A 19,447-nucleotide genomic window follows, 5' to 3' on the forward strand; every position below is an offset into this window, starting at 1 on the left:
CTCGTCCACCGGGATGCTCTGGTAGGTCACCGACAGGCCCATCTCGCGCGCCAGCGCGGCCGTCATGACCACCAGCGAGAGGCAGTTGCCGGCGCGCGCGGCGAAGGTCTGGGCGGCGTCGCGGGTCAGCGCCGAGTCGTACTCGAGCTTGAGCTTGTCCTTCTGGTAGAGGGCGTCGAACAGCGCCTGCTGCAGGCCCTTGCCGCGCCGCTGTTGCGCGATGTCGCGGGCGTAGCGCCGCATTTCCGGCGTCAGCGCGAAGATCTGCTCGGCGTCGATGGCCGGGTCGGCGCTGCCGAACAGGGCGTCGTGGAACAGCTCGCGCGGCGGCGCCGGCGGCGGCGCGCTGGCGCAGCCGGCCAGCAACATGGCGCACAACGTGGCGCCGAGCACTCCGGCACGAAGTTTCATGGCAAGCCTCCTTGCGGCGCCGGGGCGGACGCCGTTCCGCTGCGCCGGGCGGGGCCGGCGTCGAAACAGTATCCCCCGGTCGGCCCGGCGCTGTCAAACCGTGCTTGCGCGGCCGCCGGCGGGGGCGGCGGCGGTCGTCAGGACAGCGCGCGCAGCTCCTGCGGCCGGCCCTGGGCGTCGAAGCCGGGCGTCAGCGACAGCTGGGTGACGCCGATGCTGGCCAGGGCGTCGGCGGCGTCGTCGACGGCGCCCTCCAGGTCGGCGCCCAGCTCGAGCGGCAGCTCGCCGTCGGCCAGCGTGGCGCCGTCCGCGCCCAGCAGCAGCACGCGCAGGGCGAGGCGCTGGTCCGGCCCGGCCGGGCCGAGCACGGCGCGGCACTGCGCCGGCGCGGCGCCGGCCGCCTGCAGCGCCTGGTTGAGCGCGGCCAGCAGGCGCAGCGTGGCGTGCTCGGCCAGACCCTGCTCCTTGGCGCCGAAGAACAGGTCCTGGTAGAGGAAGTTGAAGTCGAGCGCCTGCTGCTGGCCCATGCAGCGCTGCAGCAGCGGCGCCGCCAGCGCGGTCCACTGCTGGTAGCGCCGGGCGCGGGCGGCGAAGTGGGCGTCGGCCGCGTCCTCGTCGGCCGGCACCTGGTAGAAGGGCTCGTCGGCCCGCTTCAGGGCGAAGCCGAGCAGGAAGCGCAGCTCGACGGCGCGGTCGGCCGGGCCGAAGGCGCTCGGGCTCCAGCCGCTCAGGCTGCGCTCGAGCGCCGGCGCCGGCAGCAGCTTCTTCTCGCTCATGGTGGCGGCCGCCTCGCGCACCATGGCGTTCAGCTCGCCGTAGGTGATACGGTCGAACTCCTCGGCGTCGTAGGCGTGGCGCATCAGCACCACCTTGGCCTTGGGCGCCTCCAGGCCGGCGCTGGTGAAGCTGGCCACCAGCGCCTCGAAGGCGTCGGCGTCCTGGAAGTCGCGCGCCATGTCGAGTCCGCCGTCGCTGTGCACGAACAGCGGGATGGCGAAGGCGTTGACCTCCAGCGTCGGCGCGCCGTCGCGGCGCAGCAGCACGGTGGCGGCGGCCTCCTCGATGGTCTCGCGCAGCAGCTGGTAGGCGCCGATGTCCTCGTCGCGGGCCAGCTCGACGGCGCCGTACAGGGCCTCGTCCTTGTGCTGGTTGACCAGCTTGCGCACCAGCTTGTGGAACTCCTGCTCCTGCTCGCGCAGCTGGGCGTCGAGCGCCTCGCCGTCCTCGCGTTCGGCCAGCTCCAGCGCCAGTTGGCACAGGGTGTGGGCGTGTTGTTCGTTCTTTTCCTCGGGCGAGTCGGCGCTCTTGCGCGGCGCCGGGCGTTTATTCTTTGGCATGCTTGCTTTCGGTGGGGCGGGGCGGGCGGCGCCGCCGCTCAGTGTTCGTTGTGGAAGGTCTCGTGCAGCTCGTCGAGCAGGCTCGTCGGTCTCGTCGGGCGACAGGGCCAGGTGGCGGCAGGCCAGCTCGCCGCCCTTGTCCCACTCCAGCGCCACGCTGTTGCTGTGGTAGCGCTGGATGCCCTTCTCGGCCAGCACCGACAGCGCCACCAGCGAGCGCACCGCGTCGTCGGTGGCCGGGTCGTCGAGCACGCGGTAGTCGTGGTGCAGCAGGATGGCCCAGGAGACGTCGGGCGACAGCCCCCAGTTGCGCGCCAGCAGGCAGCCGATGGCGGCGTGGTTGGTGTTGTGGCGCTCGTCCTCGACGCTGGTGAAGCAGCGCCGCGGATCGTTGCTGGCCGCCGCGAAGGTGTCGACATAGTCGGGGAAGCGGTTCATCAGCAGCGGCACGCCGATGTCGCAGAACAGGCCGAAGGTGTGGGCGATGTCGGGCGGGGCGATGCGCAGCTTGCGCGAGGTGAACACCAGGGCCTGGGCGCGGCGCGCCGAGACCTCCCAGAAATGGTTCAGCTGGGCCTCGTCGCCCTCGATCGCCTGGCGCGCCAGCAGGCCGGTGAGCAGGGCGGCGCACTGGTTGATGCCGAGGAAGTTGATGCCCTGTTCGACCGACTTGGCCTTGCGCGCGGCGCCGAAGAAGGGCGAGTTGGCCAGCTTGAGCAGGGCGCCGGACATGCCGACGTCGTTGCCGATGATGCGGGCGATCTGCCGCGGCGACGGGTCGGCCTGGGCCAGCTCGCGCTGCAGGTCGACCAGCAGGCTGGGCCGGGGAGGAATGCGGATCGAGCGCAGCAGGGCGTCTTCCACCGCATTTTCAACTGGCAAAGCTGGGGCTGCTACTGTCGTCATGGTGTCCGGGATGATCTCGATGGGCGGCCGCGCGCGGCGGCCCGGGCAAAACAGCACTATAACTTACCCGGCAGCCGAGTGCGCTGGATGTTGCGGGAGATTCTCGCCGTTGCGGCCGGCCGGCGCCGGCCGACTGGCGCGCGGACGCAACAAAAACGGCGCCGGCGGGGGCGCCGGCACCGTTCGGGGCGGGGGGGGGGCGGCGCGAACCGGCGGCGCGGACTCAGGGGCCGACGGGGGCGCCGAGCCCCGGCAGCCCCCGGGGGCTGCGCCCCCGCGACCCCAGCGCCGCCAGGGTCAGTGCCGACATTCGGACACGATCTCAACCATTGCTCAAGCCCCCGAGGCTCTTGAATGCTGAGTCTGTGTCCGAATGTCGGCACTGACCCTGCCTATGCGTATGCGCCCAGGCGCAGGCCTGGAGTCTGACCTTGGCTTGGCGCCCCGGCCGCGCCGGGGGCGCCGGGGGCGCCGCCGCCGGCCGGCTCAGGCCTGCTGGCGCCGGCCGGCCAGGCCCGGCCGCGGCGGCGGCGGCGCCCGCATCGGGCTGGCGCCGGCGCGCCGTTCGGCCGCCGCCTTGGCCTCCCTGGCCGCCTCGGCCCGGGCCCGGGCCTGGGCCGGCGCCGCCGGCCCCGCCGGCTCGAGCTGGAACACCGCCACCGCGCCGCTCAGCTGGGCCGACTGCTCCTGCAGGCTGCCGGCGGCGGCGGCGGCCTGCTCGACCAGCGCGGCGTTTTGCTGGGTGACGTCGTCGATGCGCGCCACCGCCGAGTTGACCGCCGCGATGCCCTCGGCCTGCTCGGCGCTGGCGGCGCTGATGCGGCCGATGATGTCGTTGACCTGCTGCACCGAGGCGACGATCTCGCCCATCCGCTCGCCGGCCTGGTGCACCGAGGCGCTGCCGCTGTCGATGGTGCTGACCGAGGCGGCGATCAGGCCCTTGATCTCCTTGGCGGCGGCGGCCGAGCGCTGCGCCAGGGTGCGCACCTCGGAGGCCACCACGGCGAAGCCGCGGCCCTGCTCGCCGGCGCGCGCCGCCTCGACGGCGGCGTTCAAGGCCAGGATGTTGGTCTGGAAGGAGATGCCGTCGATCACCCCGATGATCTCGACGATCTTGCGCGAGCTGGCGCGGATCGAGTCCATCGTCAGCACCGCCTGGTCGACCGCCTGGCCGCCGCGGCCGGCCAGCTCGGAGGCGCTGGCGGCCAGCTGGCAGGCCTGGCGGGCGTGGCCGGCGTTGTCGCGCACCGCCGCCGTCAGGTGGTCCATCGCGCTGGCGGTCTGCTGCAGCGAGCCGGCCTGCAGCTCGGTGCGGCTCGACAGGTCGAGGTTGCCGCTGGCGATCTCGTGGGCCGCCGTGTCGATCGACTGCACCGCCTGCTGCACGCTGCACAGGGTGGCGTTGAGCTTGCCGATCGCCAGGTCCAGGCTGCGCGAGGTGTCGGCGATCTCGTCGCGGCCGGCGGCGCGCCGGCCCGGCATCAGGCGGCCGTCGGCCAGGCTGAGCACGTTCTCGGCGATGGCGCGGATGTCGGCCAGCATGGCGCTGCGCACCCGCATGGTCAGCGCCATCGACAGCAGCACCGACAGCAGCACGGCGCCGGCCATGCTCAGGCCGAGGGCGTGGAACTCGGCCTTGGCCTCGGCGTGGGCGCGCTCGCTGAGCAGCTTCTCGAGCGCCGCCAGGCGCGCCAGCTCCTCGTTGAGGACGACGAACTGCTTCTCCGCCTTGGTCATCGAGTTGGTGGCGATCGACTGGTCCATCGCCGCCATCTCGATGGTGTCGAGCACCGCCTTGTGGTAGGCCGCCAGCGCGGCGACGGCGGTCTCGACGATCTTGCGCTCGGCCGGCTCGGCCACCTTGGCCAGGCCGGCCAGCTGGAGCTCGATGTCGGCGTGGCGCGCCTTGATCTGGCGCACCAGCGCGTCGACCCGGGGCTGGGCGAAGGCGCCGTTGACCCAGGCCAGCAGCTGGTAGATGTTGGCGTGGGCGTGCTTGGCCTCGCCGCCGACGTCGGCCGCCGTCTTCAGCCGCGCCGCGCGCACCTGCACCAGGTTCTCCAGCGAGGCGTTCTGCCGCACCATGCCGTAGTAGGCGCAGCCGGCGGTGAGCACCAGCAGCAGCAGCACCAGGCCGGGCGCCAGCAATAGTTTAGGGCCGATCCGTAATCGTTTGAGCATGGTCACTCCCGCCGGGACGTCGATGTTGCGATGGACGGGGACGGCGGCGCCGTCCCCCTTGCGGCTATTTCTTGTAGATGCCGGCCTCGAGCACGACGTCGCCGACCCGCAGGATGTAGGTGGTCTTCGGCTCGATCTTGCCGTTGGTCGGGTTCTTGTACATGTAGTCGACCCAGCCCTTGCCCTTGCGCTGGGCCAGCTCGATGATCTCGCGGCGGTAGCGCTTGCCGCTGGCGTCGGGCACGTCGGTCAGGTCATTGCCGATGATCGAGGGGTTGATCGGGTGGGCCAGCACGATGCCGCTGTGGATGTCGCGCATGTCGACATACAGCTCGCCCTGCAGGTAGTCGGGGTCCTTGGCGTTGATCTTCTTGATCATCTCGTCCTTGCCGTGCTCCTTGATGAAGGCGGCGCCGCGCTCGGCCATGGCGATGGCGTTCTTCTCGGTCGGCTCCATCACGGCCGCCGCCGGGCCCAGGGTCAGGCACAGCAGGGTGCCGGTCAACAAGCGTTTCATCTCGATTTCCTTTGGTGGGTTGGAGGATGGGCGCGGGAAAGTTGCTCATGCGCATGACGTACTCTACCCCGCCGGGCGAAGCGGGGATTGCGCTAGCGCAAGCGGGCGCCCGGCTGGCGCGCCGGCGTGGCGCGCCAGCCTCGGTTTGCACGGCGCACGTGTTCCGCTCCGCAACTTTTTCGCTGTCTGTTGATATGCGGCAATCCGTCGCGCCGCTCCGGTTCTAGCATGAAAGTCCCGCCGCTTTTACCCCGATTGGAGAACCGCGATGCATGCCGCCCCCGCCGCCGACAAATTCAAGCCCTATATCCGCCAGACCATCGCGCAGTCGCGCCAGTGGGACAGCATTCCGCCCGAGTTGCAGGAGGCGGTGCAGGTGGTCTCCCACGTGCTGCCGTTCCGCACCAACGCCTACGTGATGGACCAGCTGATCGACTGGGGGCGGGTGCCCGACGACCCGATCTTCCGCCTCACCTTCCCGCACCGCGACATGCTGCCGGCCCACGAGTACGCCCAGCTGCGCGAGCTGGTGCTGGGGCCGGGCCAGGGCGACCAGGCCCGCCTGCAGCAGCTGGTGCGGCAGATCCGCCTGCGCATGAACCCGCACCCGGCCGGCCAGATGACCCACAACGTGCCGCGCGTCAACGACGCGCCGCTGCGCGGCCTGCAGCACAAGTACAAGGAGACCGTGCTGTTCTTCCCCAGCGCCGGCCAGACCTGCCACGCCTACTGCACCTTCTGCTTCCGCTGGCCGCAGTTCGTCGGCATGGACGACATGAAGTTCGACGCCAAGGAGTCGCACGAGCTGGCCGCCTACCTGCGCGGCAAGCCCGACGTCACCGACGTGCTGATCACCGGCGGCGACCCCCTGATCATGAACACCCGCCAACTGGCCGCCTACATCGAGCCGCTGCTGGCGCCCGAGCTGGGCCACATCCAGAACATCCGCATCGGCACCAAGTCGGTGGCCTACTGGCCGCAGCGCTTCGTCAGCGACCGCGACGCCGACGACCTGCTGCGCCTGTTCGAGAAGGTCGTCGCGGCCGGCAAGAACATGGCCATCATGGGCCACTACAACCACGCCGTCGAGCTGCGCGGCGCGCTGGCCCAGCAGGCCGTCAAGCGCATCGTCGCCACCGGCGCCACGCTGCGCATGCAGCGCTTGATCCGCCACATCAACGAGGGCCCCGGCCAGCTGGGCCGAGCTGTGGCGCACCGGCGTGCGCCTCGGCGCCATCCCCTACTACATGTTCGTCGAGCGCGACACCGGCCCGCGCGAGTACTTCGGCCTGCCGCTGGCGCGCGCCCACGAGATCTTCCAGGCCGCCTACCAGATGGTGTCGGGCCTGGCGCGCACCGTGCGCGGCCCGTCGATGAGCGCCTTCCCCGGCAAGGTGGTGATCGACGGCATCGCCACGGTGGGCGGCGAGAAGGTCTTCGCCCTGCAGTTCCTGCAGGCCCGCAACGCCGACTGGGTGCGCAAGCCCTTCTACGCCAAGTTCGACCCGCTGGCCACCTGGATGGACGAGCTGCGCCCGGCCTTCGGCAAGGACAAGTTCTTCTTCGAGAGCGAGGCCGGCTGGCACGACGAGCTGGCCGGCCAGGCGCCGCCGCGCAAGGTGATCCCGCTGACCCCGGCGCTGCAGGCGCACGGCGAGGCGGCCGCCGGCGCCGGCCCCGGCCCCGGCCACAGCAACGCGGCCTAGCCATGGACGCCCCCGCGCGCGCGCCCCGGCCGATGTCGGGGGCGGCCCTGTTCGGCCTGCTGTTCCTGCCCTACGCCCTGGGCCACTTCCTGTCCTGCATGATGCGCACCGTCAACGCCATCCTGGTGCCCCAGCTGACGGCCGAGCTGGCGCTGACGCCGGCCCAGCTGGGCCTGCTCAGCAGCGTCTTCTACTTCGCCTTCGCGCTGGCCCAGCTGCCGGTCGGCGTCGCCCTCGACCGCTGGGGGCCGCGCCGGGTGCAGCCGCCGATGCTGCTGCTGGCGGCGCTCGGCGCGCTGGCCTTCGCCCACGGCGGCGGCTACGCCGAGCTGCTGTGCGCGCGCGCGCTGATCGGCCTGGGCCTGGGCGGCTGCTTCATGTCCGCCGTCAAGGCCATCTCGACCTGGGTCGCGCCGGCCCGCCTGCCCACCGTGCACGGCTGCCTGATCGCCGTCGGCGGCCTGGGCGCCGCCGCCGCCACCGTGCCGGTGCGCCTGGCGCTGCGCCACACCGACTGGCACGGCCTGTTCGTCGTGCTGGCCGGCGCCGCCGCCGCGCTGGCGCTGCTGATCCATGTCGCCACGCCGGCCGCGCCGGCGCCGCCGCCGCGGCGCCGCGCGCCCGGCCTGCGCGGCCTGGGCCAGGTCTACCGCCACCCGGCCTTCCGCGACACCGCCGCCCTGATGCTGGTGCCGCACATGGTGTTCTTCGGCGTCCAGGGCCTGTGGATCGGCCGCTGGCTGAGCGAGGCGGCGCGCTGCAGCGAGGCCGAGACCGCCCAGCTGCTGTACTACGGCATGGCCGCCATCGTCGTCGGCGCCGTGCTGGTCGGCCTGCTCACCGAGTGGGCCGGGCGGCGCGGCGTGGCCCCGCTCGACGTCGCCGCCGCCGGCGTCGCCCTGTTCCTGCTGGTGCAACTGGGGCTGGCCTGCAACTACGCGCCGCTGCAGCGCCCGCTGGCCGTGCTGTTCACCCTGGTCGGCACCGTCACCGGCATCGAATACACCATCATCGCCCAGCGCATGCCGGCCGGCCTGACCGGCCGCGCCGCCACCTGCCTGAACCTGCTGATCTTCCTCGGCGCCTTCGCCGTCCAGGCCGGCTTCGGCCTGGTGCTGGACTGGTGGCCGGCCGGCGCCGGCCAGGGCCATCCGGCCGCCGCCTACCAGCTCGCCTTCGGCCTGCTGCTGGCGCTGCAACTGCCCGGCCTGCTGCGCTTCCTGGCGCTGCGCCGTGGCGGGGCCGCCGCTTCCGGTAGAATGGCTTGTCGGCCGCCGCGCGCCGCCCTCTGAGCCCGCCGCCGCCGGCGCGGCGGGGCGGGCGCCGGCGGCCCCGCCCCCCCCTTCGACCAGCCGCCATGACCGACCCGCTCTCCGCCTTCTCCGCCTTCACCGCCCTGCCGCCCGACTGGCGGGCCTGGGTGCGCGACAACCTGGCGCGCGCCTGCCTGCCGGCCGACATGGTCGACAGCATGGTGCGCTCCGGCCAGTACAGCGCCGAGGCGGCGCGCGCCGCCATCGCCCAGGCGCCCGGCTGCCCGGCCGGCGCCTTCGCCGCCGCGCCGGCGCAGCCCTACATCGACACCGGCGCCGCCGCCCCGGACGGCCCGGGCGGGCGCGCCGTCGAGTTGTTGTTCGCCCTGCGCGACCCCGCCGTGGTGTTGCTCGGCGGCGTGCTCGACGACGCCGAGTGCGCCGCCCTGCGGCAGCACTGCGACGGCCGCTACAGCCGCTCCACCGTCACCGCCGAGGACGACGGCGCCAGCGCCGTGCACCAGGGCCGCACCAGCGACATGGCCTTCATCGCGCGCGGCGACTGCGCCGTGGCCGACCGCGTCGAACGCCGCCTGGCCGCGCTGGCGCACTGGCCGCTCGAGCGCGGCGAACCGTTCCAGCTGCAGCGCTACGGCATCGGCAACGAGTACCGCGCCCACTTCGACTGGCTCAACCCGGACGCCGCCGGCCACCGCGCCCACCTGGCGCGCGGCGGCCAGCGCCTGGCCACCTTCATCCTCTACCTGAGCGAGGTCGAGCAGGGCGGCGCCACCGTCTTCCCCAAGCTGGGCCTGGAGGTCTTCCCGCGCAAGGGCAGCGCGCTGTTCTTCCTCAACACCGACGCCGCCGGCCGGCCCGACCCGCGCACCCTGCACGCCGGCGCGCCGGTGCTGGCCGGCTGCAAGGTGATCGCCAACAAGTGGCTGCGCGCCGGCGACTACTAGCGGCCGGCCCGCCGCCGGCGGGGCCATCGGTTAGAATGGCGCACCCCCCGCAATCGTCACCAAGGATACGTATGAGACTCGTTCGCTATGGCCGTCCCGGCAAAGAAAAACCAGGCCTGATCGATGATGAAGGCAAGCTGCGCGACCTGTCCGGCGTGCTCGCCGACATCGACGCCGCCACGCTGTCCGACAAGGCGCTGCGCAAGCTGGCCAAGGTCGCCACCGCCAGCCTGCCGCTGGTGCGCGGCACGCCGCGCTTCGGCGTGCCGGTGGCCGGCATCGGCAAGTTCATCGGCATCGGCCTGAACTACGCCGACCACGCCGCCGAGGCCGGCCTCGAGGCGCCCAAGGAGCCGATCGTGTTCATGAAGGCGATCAGCTGCCTGAACGGCCCGGACGACGCCATCGTGCTGCCCAAGGGCTCGAAGAAGACCGACTGGGAGGTCGAACTGGGCGTGGTGATCGGCACCCGCGCGCAGTACGTCAGCGAGGCGGACGCGCTGAATTATGTCGCCGGCTACTGCGTCGTCAACGACCTGTCCGAGCGCTCCTTCCAGCTCGAGCGCGGCCCGCAGTGGGACAAGGGCAAGGGTTGCGACACCTTCGGCCCGGTCGGCCCCTGGCTGGTCACCCGCGACGAGGTGCTCGACGTGCAGCGCCTCGACCTGTACCTGGAAGTGAACGGCAAGCGCATGCAGACCGGCAGCACCGAGACCATGATCTTCACGGTGGCGCAGATCGTCAGCTACCTGTCGCAGTTCATGACGCTGGAGCCGGGCGACGTCATCGCCACCGGCACGCCGCCCGGCGTGGGCGCCGGCCGCAAGCCGCAGCGCTTCCTGAAGAAGGGCGACACCCTGCGCGCCGGCATCGCCGGCCTGGGCGAGCAGCAGCAGGACGTGCTGGCCTGGCAGGCCAAGTAAGGCAGCGCCGGCCGCCGGCCGGCTAGCCAGCATTAACTAGCAGCAACGGCAACGGACCCGCGCGGGTCCGTTTTTTCTACCCCGCAGCCCGATACGCCACGGGGTCTGACCCCGCAAGGGGTCAGACCCCTTCGCCCCCGGGTTAAGGCCGGCGCCCCGGCGGTCCACGGGGACACCGTTGGCCGGCCGCGCCGCCTCAGCCCAGCTCGGCCAGCGCCGCGTCCAGCGCCTCGCCCAGCCGGCCGACGATCTCGCCCAGCTCGGCCTGGCTGACGATGAACGGCGGCGCCAGCAGGATGTGGTCGCCGCGCTCGCCGTCGACCGTGCCGCCCATCGGGTAGACCATCAGGCCGCGCGCCATGGCCTGCCGCTTGATGCGCGCGTGCAGTTGCAGCGCCGGCGCGAACGGCGCCTTGCCGGCGCGCTCGCGCACCAGCTCCAGTCCCAGCAGCAGCCCACGGCCGCGGATGTCGCCGACGTGGGGGTGCGCGCCGAAGGCCTCGTCCAGCAGCGCGCGCAGCTGCGCGCCGCGGCGCGCCGCCTGCGCCACCAGGCCGTCGCGCCGCAGCACCCGCTGCACCGCCAGCGCCGCCGCCGCCGCCACCGGGTGGCTGCCGTAGGTGTGGCCGTGCTGGAAGGCGCCGCTGCCCTCGCGCAGGGCGGCCACCAGCGGCGCGCGCGCCAGCAGCGCGCCGATCGGCTGGTAGCCGGCGCCCAGCCCCTTGCCCAGCGCCACCAGGTCGGCCACCACGCCGTCCTGCTCGAGCGCGTGCAGGGTGCCGGTGCGGCCCATGCCGCACATCACCTCGTCGGCGATGAACAGGATGTCGTGCTTGTCGCACAGCGCCCGCACGCCCTTGAAGTAGCCGGCCGTCGGCGGGATCGCGCCGCCGGTGGCGCCGACCACCGGCTCGGCGCAAAAGCCGATCACCCGGCGCGGCCCGGCGGCGATGATGCAGGCCTCCAGCTCGGCCAGCAGGCCGGCCGTGTAGTCGGCCTCGCTCTGGCCGGGCGCCTGTTCGCGCCAGGCGTAGCAGGGCGCCACCCGCGCCACGTCGATCAGCAGCGGGGCGAAGTGGCGCCGGCGCTGCGGGTTGCCGCCCAGCGCCAGGGCGCCCAGCGTGTTGCCGTGGTAGCTCTGCCGCCGCGCGATGAAGATGCCGCGCTGCGCCTCGCCGCGCTCGACATAGTACTGGCGCGCCAGCTTGAGCGCCGCCTCGATCGCCTCCGAGCCGCCGGAGGTCAGGTAGACGTGGTCGAGGTCGCCCGGCGCCTCGGCCGCCAGCAGCGCCGCCAGCTGCTCGGCCGCCTCGGTGGTGAAAAAGCCGCTGTGGGCGTAGGCGGCGCGCTCGATCTGCGCGTGCATCGCCGCCAGCACGTCGGGATGGCCGTGGCCCAGCGAGGAGACGGCGGCGCCGCCGCTGGCGTCGAGGTAGCGGCGGCCCTGGCTGTCGTCGATGTAGACGCCGCTGGCGCCGACGGCGAGCGGCGGCCGCTGGCCAAGATGGCGGTGGATCAGATGGCTCATGGTGTCCTTGCGGAAAAAAAGTGACGGGGTGTCCGCAAACGATAAGCGCGGCGCGCTTGTGCTCTGTTGATTTTTCCCCGACTATGGGCAAATAGTTTCCCCACCAAAAGGATGTCCATGATGCAGGATAGACTAGGCCCGATTCCCTTCGCCCAGATGAGCGCGCTGCAACAACTGGCCGCCCAGGCCGTCATCGACGGGCCGCGCGGCGCCCTCTACGGCCCCTTCGTGCCGCTGATCCGCAGCCCCGAGCTGATGGAGAGCGCGCAGAAGATGGGCGCCTATTTGCGCTACCGCAGCGCCATCGGCCTGCGCCTGAGCGAGCTGGCCATCCTGGTCACGGCGCGGCAATGGAGCCAGCAGGTCGAGTGGGCCATCCACGCCCCCATCGCCGCCGAGCAGGGCATCGCCGCCGACGTCATCGACGCCATCGCCGCGCGCCGCCGGCCCGCCATCATGGGCGCCGACGAGGCGCTGGTGCACGACTTCTGCGTCGAGCTGCACGAGCACAAACGGGTCGGCGACGCCACCTACGCGGCGGCGCTGGAGCGCTTCGGCGAGCACGGCGTGATGGACTTGATCGGCATCAACGGCTACTACACCCTGCTGGCGATGGTGATGAACGTCGCCCAGACGGCGGTGCCGGCCTCGCCCGCCGCGCCGCTGCCGGAGTAGGGCGCCACGGCGCCAGATGCAAAAATCCCCGGACCGGCCGGGGATTTTTCGAGCTCGATGCCGGCCTTGGCCGGCGCGGTTCCGCCTACAGCAACACGCGCTTGAGCCAGGCGCCGATGTGCGCCACTTCCTCCTGGCACACCGAGTGCTGCATCGGATATTCGTGCCATTCGACCTGGTAGCCGAGTTGCTTGAGCAGGTCGCGCGACTGCTCTGCGCGTTCCACCGGGATCACCGGGTCCATGCGGCCGTGCACCATGAAGATCGGCGTGGCAAGGCTGGCCGCCGTGTGCTCCTTGATGGCCAAATCGGCGATCGGCACGTAGCCGGACAGGCACATCATGCCGGCCAGCTTTTCCGTTTGGCGCAGGCCGGTCTGCAAGGTCATCGCGCAGCCCTGCGAGAAGCCGGCCAGGATGATGCGGTCGAGCGGAATGCCGCGCGCCACTTCGCGCGCGATCAGCGCCTCGACCTTGGCCTGCGAGGCGCGCAGGCCGGCCTCGTCCTCGTGCCGACCCAGGTCGTTGGCGACGATGTCGTACCACGAGCGCATCACGTAGCCGCCGTTGATGGTGACCGGCATGGTGTCGGCGTTGGGGAAGACGAAGCGGATGGCCGGCAGGCCGCGCAGGTCCAGCTCGCGCACCATCGGCACGAAGTCGTTGGCGTCGGCGCCCAGGCCGTGCATCCAGATGATGGCGGCGGCCGGATTCGGCGCCGATTCGATGTCGATGGTTTCCAGCAAAGTGCTCATCAATGTCCTAGTGTGTCAGGCGGCGGGCGGACGCAGCGCCGACTTGGGCCGGAACGTCTTGCTCACCGCTGGGTTGGTTTCCATGTAGGGGCCGCCGATCAGGTCGACGCAATACGGCACGGCGGCGAAAATACCGCCCACGACCAGCTTGCCGTCGGCGTCGCGCAGCTCCTCGAGGGTTTCCTTGATGGCCTTCGGCTGGCCGGGCAGGTTCATGATCAGCGCGGCATGCTCGGCCGTCTCGCGGATCACCGCCAGCTGGCGCGACAGGATCGCCGTCGGCACGAAGTGCAGGCTGATTTGTCGCATCTGCTCGCCGAAGCCGGGCATTTCCTTGGTGCCGACGGCCAGGGTGGCCTCCGGCGTGACGTCGCGCCGCGCCGGCCCGGTGCCGCCGGTGGTCAACACCAGGTGGCAGCGCGCCGTGTCGACCAGCTCGACCAGCGTCGCCTCGATCTGCGCGCGCTCGTCGGGGATCAGCCGCGTCTCGACGCGGAACGGGGTGGTCAGCGCGGCCGCCAGCCAGTCCTGCAGGGCCGGGATGCCCTGGTCCTGGTAGACGCCGCCGCTGGCGCGGTCGGACACCGACACCAGGCCGATCACCAGTTCCGCCTCGCCGGCGCCGTTGCCGGCGCCGTGACTCGGGCCGCTACCCGGGCCGTTGCTCGGGCTGTTACTCGTCATCTTCTTCGTCGTCCAGCTCGGCGGCGGCGTCGGCCGCCTTCGCCTTGGTCTTCTTCGCCTCGATCTGCTTGAGGATCTGGAAGATTTCGCGGTAGGCCTTCGGCGGCTTGCTCTCGGCCTGCTCTTTGCGGGCGTTGCGGATCAGCGTGCGCAGGTGTTGCGCGTCCAGCTCCGGGTTTTCCGCCAGCAAGGTTGTCAGCACCTTGTCGTCGGTCAGCAGCTTCTCGCGGCGGCGCTCCAGCGCGTGCATGGCGTTGGTGTCGGCCTTGGACAAACCCTTCCAGCTGTCGATCGCCTGTTGGATCGCCGCCACTTCGGCCTCGTCCAGGGTGCGCATCTTCTTGCCGACGTATTGCAGCTGGCGGCGGCGGCCTTCGTGGTTGGTGATCAGCTGGCACTCGAGGATGGCGTCGCGCACGTCCTCCGGCATCGGCACCCGCTTGACGCGGTCGCGCGGCTCGGCGATCAGCGCCGCGCCCAGTTCCTGCAGGGCGTTGACCTGGCGCTTCATTTCGGATTTTGACGGGCGTTCGTATTCCTGCTCGAACTCGGATGATTGGAAGCCGCAAGCGCCCCGGTTTGGATTTGGCATATTATTAACTCCAGGTTTAGCGCGAGGCCGCCCCTGTAAACTGTAAACGACTGCTATGATACCTGTTTTAGCGGCCATCCGAAGAAAACAGCCCATGAACGACTCCGTATTTACCCACAGCCAGGACCAATTGAAACAACTCGCCCGCGACGTCATGACGTTCGCCCGGGAGAAGGGCGGCACCGATTGCGCCGTCGAAATCAGCGAGGGGAGCGGGCTGTCGGTGTCTGTGCGCAAGAGCAAGATCGAGACCATCGAGCAGAACAAGGACAAGGGCATGGGCGTGACGGTCTTCATCGGCCAGAAGCGCGGCAACGCCAGCACCTCCGACTTCTCGCCGGCGGCGCTGCGCGCCACCGTCGAGGCGGCCTACAACATCGCCTGCTTCACCGCCGACGACGACTGCGCCGGCCTGGCCGACGCCGACATGCTGGAAATGGCGCCGCGGGACCTCGAACTGTTCTACCCCTGGACCATCTCCACCGAGGAGGCGGTCGCCCTGGCCCAGCGCGCCGAGGCGGCCGCCTTCGCCGTCGACCCGCGCATCACCAACAGCGAGGGCGCCGGCGTCCACGTCCAGCAGTCGCACTTCGTCGCCGCCAACTCGCGCGGCTTCATCGGCGGCTACCCGTATTCGCGCCACACGCTGTCGGTCGCGCCGATCGCCGGCAAGGGCGCCAAGATGCAGCGCGACGACTGGTACACCTCGGTGCGCGACCCGGCCAAGATGAGCTCGGCCGAAGCCGTCGGCCGCTACGCCGCCGAGCGCGCCCTGTCGCGCCTGAACGCGCGCAAGCTCGACACCCGCACCTGCCCGGTGCTGTTCGAGGCGCCGTTGGCGGCCGGCCTGCTGGGCGCCTTCGTCCAAGCCACCTCGGGCGGCGCGCTGTACCGCAAGTCCAGTTTCCTGCTCGACTCGCTCGGCACCGCCGTGTTCCCCTCGCACATCCAGGTCAAGGAAGACCCGCACGTGGTCGGCGCGGTCGGCTCGGCGCCGTTCGACGAGGAGGGCGTGCGCACCGTCAAGCGCGACGTGGTCAAGGACGGCGTGGTGCAGGGCTATTTCCTGTCGACCTATTCGGCGCGCAAGCTGGGCATGCAAACCACCGGCAACGCCGGCGGCTCGCACAACCTGTCGCTCACCTCCAGCCTGACCGAGCCGTCGGACGACTTCGTCGCCATGCTCAAGAAGATGGGCACCGGCCTGCTGGTCACCGAGCTGATGGGCCAGGGCACCAACTACGTCACCGGCGACTACTCGCGCGGCGCCTCCGGCTTCTGGGTCGAGAACGGCATCATCCAATACCCGGTCGAGGAGATCACCATCGCCGGCAACATGAAGGACATGCTGGCGCAGATCGTCGCCGTCGGCGCCGACGTGCTGGTGCGCGGCACCAAGCAGACCGGCTCGATCCTGCTCGAAAACATGGTGGTGGCCGGCGGCTAAGCGCGCCGACTGTTGTTTGACCACGCCCGATGGCCGCCCTGCGCGGCCATTGTCGTTTGCGCCGCCATATTTTCGTTGCGCGCTTCGGGGACTGCTCATACACTGTGGCCAGCATGTAGCAATGCTGTAACGTTTTCGTAACGTCAAAAAACACTAGGAGACTTTAGGTATGGAACGTCGTTCCTTTCTGAAAAAAGCAGCAGTCGGCGCCGGCGCCGGCGCCATCGCAGCACCCGCCCTGGCGGCCGACGCATTGCCGACCATTAATTGGCGGCTGGCCTCGAGCTTCCCCAAGTCGCTCGACACCATCTTCGGCGCCGCCGACACCTTCACCAAGCGCGTCGCCGCGCTGACCGGCGGCAAGTTCAACATCCGCTCCTTCGCCGCCGGCGAGATCGTGCCGGGCCTGCAGGTGATGGACGCGGTCCAGGCCGGCACCGTCGAGATGGGCCACAGCGCCTCGTACTACTACTTCGGCAAGGACGCCACCTTCGCCTTCGACTGCGCCGTGCCCTTCGGCCTGACCTCGCGCCAGCACACCGCCTGGTACGACCAGGGCGGCGGACGCGAGCTGACGCGCGAGTTCTTCAAGGGCTACGGCATCATCAACTTCCTCGGCGGCAACTCGGGCACCCAGATGGGCGGCTGGTTCCGCAAGGAGATCAAGTCGGTGGCCGACCTGAAGGGCACCAAGATGCGCGTCGGCGGCTTCGCCGGCCGCGTGCTCGAGCGCCTCGGCCTGGTGCCGCAACAGCTGGCCGGCGGCGACATCTACCCGGCGCTGGAGAAGGGCACCATCGACGCCGCCGAATGGGTCGGCCCCTACGACGACGAGAAGCTGGGCTTCTTCAAGGTCGCGCCCTACTACTACGCGCCGGGCTGGTGGGAGGCGGGCGCCTCGTTCTCCTTCTACGTCGGCATCAAGGAGTGGGAAAAGCTGCCCAAGGAATACCAGGCGGCGCTGGAGGTGGCCACCTACGAGGCCCACGTGGTGATGCAGGCCGAGTACGACGCCCGCAACCCGGCCGCGCTGGCCCGTCTGCTGAAGAACGGCGTCAAGCTGCGCAACTTCCCCAAGGACACGATGGACGCCTGCTACAAGGCCGCCAACGACGTCATGAACGAGGAAGCGGCGAAGAACGCCAAGTTCAAGAAGATCTACGAGCCGTGGAAGCGTTTCCGCCAGGACCAGAACCAGTGGGCCTCGGTGGCCGAGGCGACCATGCAGAACTACCTGATCAGCGCCGGACGCGGCGGCAAGTAAGCCGCCCCGCCGCCAGCGAACCCGCCTCCCGGCGGGTTTTTTTTAACCGAACAGATTGTGGCGGCGCCATGCCCATTGGATTGCCTATAATTGACGCAGCGATGCTGTCGTTCGCCCGGCACCGCTCGAAGCGTCATCGACACTCTTCTGAGCGACCTTGACGATTGGGAAATTTTTTTGATCGGAAAAGATAGTGATGAACGCATCGATGAAGAATAAGTCGACGGTGGCAGAGATTCTTGGCAAACCCTACACTAGACGATTGACGCCAGAAGCTGGTGGCGGCTTCTCCGCGACAATTCAGGAATTTCCAGGATGCGTTGCGGAAGGGGACACTGCGGCGGAAGCTATCGCCAATTTGGACAAGGCGGCCGAGTCATGGCTATTGGTTTCGATGGCGCATGGACGTGAGATTCGCGAGCCCATCTCATTTGACGGGAATAGTGGCAAGATCGCCCTCAGAATACCGCGAAGCTTGCACCAACAAGTGGCTGAGCTTGCCGAGTTGGAGGATTGCGGCATAAACCAGCTGTTGACGGCGGCCATTTCCGAATATGTGGGGCGAACAAATGCAATACGCGCCGCTCAGGTCGAGACGCCAATACCAACCGGCTTGGTGAGCGTGAAGGGTGTTGGGATACCGCCGTGTTCGCCAGAAAATCCAGTGGCAGTCGACGCAAGTAAACTCTATCCTCCAGTCCACAATAAGACTGCGGCCGGCAAGGCTAAAAAAACCCCATCGAAATCACCGAGTTAAGCCCGAGTTAAGCCCGAGTTAAGCCCTTATCTCGCTGCTACAGCCCGCCGCTTGGAGCTTGTTACAGCGAGGACGCGTACTCAGGGCAGCTCGCCCTCCCACTTGGCGCGCAGGCGCTCGAGCGCGCCGTCGGCGCGCAGCTGGACGATGGCCGCGCGCAGGCGCTCGGCCAGCTCGGGCGCCAGCTGGCGCGAGGCCATCATGTGCAGGCTTCGCTGAGGATGGGCGGCGACAGCAGCTTGATCCGGTTGTCCATGCCGGCCCGGCTGATCTCCCACTGGATGCCGGGCGCGCGGTGCAGGTAGAAGCGGCCGCGCCCGGCCAGCAGCTTGTTGAAGTTGGTGGCCGAGTCGTTGCCGCCGTCGTCGACGCGCAGGCCGCCGATGCGCTTGAGGCGCTGGGCGATGCCGAAGCCGTGCATGACCAGCACGGTGCCCCGCTCGCCGAGCCGGCGCACGTCGTCCCAATCCTTGACGCGCACCTGGTCGTCGGCGCGCACGGCCAGGTAGAAGTTGGCCGGGAACAGCGCCGGCTCGATGAAGTGGAAGCGCGCCTCGCGCTCGGGCGTGCGCAGCAGCGCGCAGGCGACGTCCAGCGTGCCCGCCGCCAGCCCGGCCTCGACCCGGGGCACCGGCAACCAGTGCTGCGTGCCGACGAAGCGCAGCTCCGGGTCGACCCGCTCGATGGCCTGCAGGATGTCGATGCACAGGCCGACCACCTGGGCGCCGGCGGCGCCGTGCCGGGCGACGAATTTCGGCGCCGTGGCGTCCTGCGCGGCGGTGCGCAGCTCCACCGCGCCGGCGCCGCCGGCCCACAGCAGCAGGGCCAGCGCGGCGGCGGCGCGCCGGCCGGTGCTGCGGCGGCGCGAGGGGGCGGATGACACGTGCATGGGCGGATCTTTCCGGGGAAGGTGGCCGTGGGTGGCCAGCGTGCCGGAGCATTGTACTGCGGAACACTACGTAGTTGCCGTAAATGCCACGAGATTGCGTTGAGGAATTGCCACACCGGCCCGGCGCCGCCGCGCCGGCTTGGCACGCAGCAGTGCGGCGAAGGCGCGCGCCGCCGAGCCGCTAGTGGCTGCGGTGCCGGCTGCCGCGCCGTCCCAGCGCCACGTGCAGCACGATCAGCAGGCCCATCGCCAAGCCGACGATCCAGTGCGTCGCCGACCAGAGCGGCCGGTCGGCCTCGCCGGCCAGGTAGTACAGGCCGTAGCCGCTGGCGGTGAGCAGCGACAGCGTGAGCAGCATGCCCCAGCCGGTGGCCAGGTTGCGGCCGGCCTTCAGGGCGCGGCGGATGTGCGCGTTCATCAGGCTGCCGACGAAGAACAGCATCACCATCGCGGCGCCGCCGTGCAGCTTCATCGCCCACGGTTCGAGCGGGTGGATGGTCTCGCCGAACTGGCCGACCGGGCGCATGAAGTAGCGCGCCAGCAGCCAGCCGGCGCCGCTGGCCAGCAGCGCGAAACAGCCGAGATAGATGCAGCGCCGGTGCCAGCGTTCCAGGCGCAGATTGATGTGGTGGCGGGAGTGGTGGGAAGGATGCATCGC

Annotated in this window: 17 protein-coding genes and 2 pseudogenes; 8 read left to right on the top strand and 11 right to left on the bottom strand. The window is 70.4% G+C overall.

Annotated elements, in window-relative coordinates:
• Positions 1-548 precede the first annotated feature (548 nt).
• From QC826_RS02040 to QC826_RS02055, 4 genes and pseudogenes are all read right to left on the bottom strand, one after another.
• Complete coding sequence (locus tag QC826_RS02040; RefSeq protein ID WP_279764186.1) at positions 549-1,748, bottom strand: DUF2863 family protein; 1,200 nt, start codon at positions 1,746-1,748, stop codon at positions 549-551.
• Positions 1,749-1,786: 38 nt separating this feature from the next.
• Positions 1,787-2,654: pseudogene (locus tag QC826_RS02045) on the bottom strand (HDOD domain-containing protein).
• A 486-nt stretch (positions 2,655-3,140) separates the two neighbouring features.
• A complete protein-coding gene (locus tag QC826_RS02050; RefSeq protein WP_279764187.1) occupies positions 3,141-4,835 on the bottom strand; it encodes a methyl-accepting chemotaxis protein in 1,695 nt (564 codons plus the stop codon).
• 64 nt (positions 4,836-4,899) lie between these two features.
• Positions 4,900-5,352 (bottom strand): cache domain-containing protein, encoded by a 453-nt coding sequence (locus QC826_RS02055; protein ID WP_279764188.1) that lies wholly within the window; start codon positions 5,350-5,352, stop codon positions 4,900-4,902.
• Between the two features lie 268 nt (positions 5,353-5,620).
• On the opposite strand from QC826_RS02055, the pseudogene QC826_RS02060 reads away from it, so the two are divergent.
• From QC826_RS02060 to QC826_RS02075, 4 genes and pseudogenes are all read left to right on the top strand, one after another.
• Positions 5,621-7,058: pseudogene (locus tag QC826_RS02060) on the top strand (KamA family radical SAM protein).
• Positions 7,059-7,090: 32 nt separating this feature from the next.
• A complete protein-coding gene (locus tag QC826_RS02065) occupies positions 7,091-8,350 on the top strand; it encodes an MFS transporter (RefSeq protein ID WP_279766360.1) in 1,260 nt (419 codons plus the stop codon).
• 65 nt (positions 8,351-8,415) lie between these two features.
• Positions 8,416-9,276, top strand: coding sequence for a 2OG-Fe(II) oxygenase (locus tag QC826_RS02070; protein ID WP_279764189.1), 861 nt, complete (start codon positions 8,416-8,418; stop codon positions 9,274-9,276).
• A 71-nt stretch (positions 9,277-9,347) separates the two neighbouring features.
• Positions 9,348-10,199 (top strand): fumarylacetoacetate hydrolase family protein, encoded by an 852-nt coding sequence (locus QC826_RS02075; protein WP_279764190.1) that lies wholly within the window; start codon positions 9,348-9,350, stop codon positions 10,197-10,199.
• Between the two features lie 196 nt (positions 10,200-10,395).
• On the opposite strand, the gene QC826_RS02080 is transcribed toward QC826_RS02075, so the two are convergent.
• Complete coding sequence (locus QC826_RS02080; RefSeq protein ID WP_279764191.1) at positions 10,396-11,727, bottom strand: aspartate aminotransferase family protein; 1,332 nt, start codon at positions 11,725-11,727, stop codon at positions 10,396-10,398.
• Positions 11,728-11,847: 120 nt separating this feature from the next.
• Between QC826_RS02080 and QC826_RS02085 the strand changes: the two genes are divergently transcribed.
• A complete protein-coding gene (locus QC826_RS02085; RefSeq protein ID WP_279766361.1) occupies positions 11,848-12,402 on the top strand; it encodes a carboxymuconolactone decarboxylase family protein in 555 nt (184 codons plus the stop codon).
• An 85-nt stretch (positions 12,403-12,487) separates the two neighbouring features.
• Here the strand turns inward: QC826_RS02085 and QC826_RS02090 are convergent, their stop codons facing one another.
• The 3 genes from QC826_RS02090 to yjgA form a co-directional block, all read right to left on the bottom strand.
• On the bottom strand, positions 12,488-13,156 hold the full coding sequence (locus QC826_RS02090) for an alpha/beta hydrolase (protein ID WP_279764192.1): 669 nt from the start codon (positions 13,154-13,156) through the stop codon (positions 12,488-12,490).
• Positions 13,157-13,171: 15 nt separating this feature from the next.
• Complete coding sequence (gene mog / locus QC826_RS02095; RefSeq protein WP_279766362.1) at positions 13,172-13,762, bottom strand: molybdopterin adenylyltransferase; 591 nt, start codon at positions 13,760-13,762, stop codon at positions 13,172-13,174.
• A gap of 67 nt (positions 13,763-13,829) precedes the next feature.
• Entirely contained in the window at positions 13,830-14,432 is a 603-nt protein-coding gene (gene yjgA, locus QC826_RS02100; protein ID WP_093382265.1) for a ribosome biogenesis factor YjgA, read from the bottom strand.
• 94 nt (positions 14,433-14,526) lie between these two features.
• Between yjgA and pmbA the strand changes: the two genes are divergently transcribed.
• The 3 genes from pmbA to QC826_RS02115 all read left to right on the top strand — a co-directional run bounded on the left by pmbA (position 14,527) and on the right by QC826_RS02115 (position 17,900).
• A complete protein-coding gene (pmbA, locus tag QC826_RS02105) occupies positions 14,527-15,879 on the top strand; it encodes a metalloprotease PmbA (protein ID WP_279764193.1) in 1,353 nt (450 codons plus the stop codon).
• A 169-nt stretch (positions 15,880-16,048) separates the two neighbouring features.
• Positions 16,049-17,143 (top strand): TRAP transporter substrate-binding protein, encoded by a 1,095-nt coding sequence (locus QC826_RS02110; RefSeq protein ID WP_093382270.1) that lies wholly within the window; start codon positions 16,049-16,051, stop codon positions 17,141-17,143.
• 196 nt (positions 17,144-17,339) lie between these two features.
• On the top strand, positions 17,340-17,900 hold the full coding sequence (locus tag QC826_RS02115; RefSeq protein WP_279764194.1) for a type II toxin-antitoxin system HicB family antitoxin: 561 nt from the start codon (positions 17,340-17,342) through the stop codon (positions 17,898-17,900).
• An 80-nt stretch (positions 17,901-17,980) separates the two neighbouring features.
• On the opposite strand, the gene QC826_RS02120 is transcribed toward QC826_RS02115, so the two are convergent.
• The 3 genes from QC826_RS02120 to QC826_RS02130 all read right to left on the bottom strand — a co-directional run bounded on the left by QC826_RS02120 (position 17,981) and on the right by QC826_RS02130 (position 19,444).
• Positions 17,981-18,103 carry a hypothetical protein gene (locus QC826_RS02120; protein ID WP_279764195.1) on the bottom strand — a complete coding sequence of 41 codons (123 nt, stop codon included), beginning with the start codon at positions 18,101-18,103 and terminating at the stop codon, positions 17,981-17,983.
• Complete coding sequence (locus QC826_RS02125; RefSeq protein WP_279764196.1) at positions 18,100-18,789, bottom strand: substrate-binding periplasmic protein; 690 nt, start codon at positions 18,787-18,789, stop codon at positions 18,100-18,102. The genes QC826_RS02120 and QC826_RS02125 overlap by 4 nt, the downstream gene beginning before the upstream one ends.
• A 181-nt stretch (positions 18,790-18,970) precedes the next feature.
• Positions 18,971-19,444 carry a DUF4405 domain-containing protein gene (locus QC826_RS02130; RefSeq protein WP_279764197.1) on the bottom strand — a complete coding sequence of 158 codons (474 nt, stop codon included), beginning with the start codon at positions 19,442-19,444 and terminating at the stop codon, positions 18,971-18,973.
• Between the last annotated feature and the right edge of the window lie 3 nt (positions 19,445-19,447).

The organism is Rugamonas sp. DEMB1, assembly GCF_029834475.1.
Lineage (GTDB): Bacteria > Pseudomonadota > Gammaproteobacteria > Burkholderiales > Burkholderiaceae_D > Rugamonas > Rugamonas rubra.

Excerpts from the sequence above, each read along its gene's own strand:
- QC826_RS02075 (WP_279764190.1), top strand. The coding sequence starts at position 9,348 with ATGAGACTCGTTCGCTATGGCCGTCCCGGCAAAGAAAAACCAGGCCTG.
- QC826_RS02125 (WP_279764196.1), bottom strand. The coding sequence starts at position 18,789 with ATGCACGTGTCATCCGCCCCCTCGCGCCGCCGCAGCACCGGCCGGCGC.
- QC826_RS02090 (WP_279764192.1), bottom strand. The coding sequence starts at position 13,156 with ATGAGCACTTTGCTGGAAACCATCGACATCGAATCGGCGCCGAATCCG.
- QC826_RS02065 (WP_279766360.1), top strand. The coding sequence starts at position 7,091 with ATGTCGGGGGCGGCCCTGTTCGGCCTGCTGTTCCTGCCCTACGCCCTG.
- pmbA (WP_279764193.1), top strand. The coding sequence starts at position 14,527 with ATGAACGACTCCGTATTTACCCACAGCCAGGACCAATTGAAACAACTC.
- QC826_RS02110 (WP_093382270.1), top strand. The coding sequence starts at position 16,049 with ATGGAACGTCGTTCCTTTCTGAAAAAAGCAGCAGTCGGCGCCGGCGCC.
- QC826_RS02040 (WP_279764186.1), bottom strand. The coding sequence starts at position 1,748 with ATGCCAAAGAATAAACGCCCGGCGCCGCGCAAGAGCGCCGACTCGCCC.
- QC826_RS02130 (WP_279764197.1), bottom strand. The coding sequence starts at position 19,444 with ATGCATCCTTCCCACCACTCCCGCCACCACATCAATCTGCGCCTGGAA.
- QC826_RS02120 (WP_279764195.1), bottom strand. The coding sequence starts at position 18,103 with ATGATGGCCTCGCGCCAGCTGGCGCCCGAGCTGGCCGAGCGCCTGCGC.
- QC826_RS02115 (WP_279764194.1), top strand. The coding sequence starts at position 17,340 with ATGAACGCATCGATGAAGAATAAGTCGACGGTGGCAGAGATTCTTGGC.
- QC826_RS02080 (WP_279764191.1), bottom strand. The coding sequence starts at position 11,727 with ATGAGCCATCTGATCCACCGCCATCTTGGCCAGCGGCCGCCGCTCGCC.
- QC826_RS02050 (WP_279764187.1), bottom strand. The coding sequence starts at position 4,835 with ATGCTCAAACGATTACGGATCGGCCCTAAACTATTGCTGGCGCCCGGC.
- QC826_RS02055 (WP_279764188.1), bottom strand. The coding sequence starts at position 5,352 with ATGAAACGCTTGTTGACCGGCACCCTGCTGTGCCTGACCCTGGGCCCG.
- QC826_RS02085 (WP_279766361.1), top strand. The coding sequence starts at position 11,848 with ATGCAGGATAGACTAGGCCCGATTCCCTTCGCCCAGATGAGCGCGCTG.
- yjgA (WP_093382265.1), bottom strand. The coding sequence starts at position 14,432 with ATGCCAAATCCAAACCGGGGCGCTTGCGGCTTCCAATCATCCGAGTTC.
- QC826_RS02070 (WP_279764189.1), top strand. The coding sequence starts at position 8,416 with ATGACCGACCCGCTCTCCGCCTTCTCCGCCTTCACCGCCCTGCCGCCC.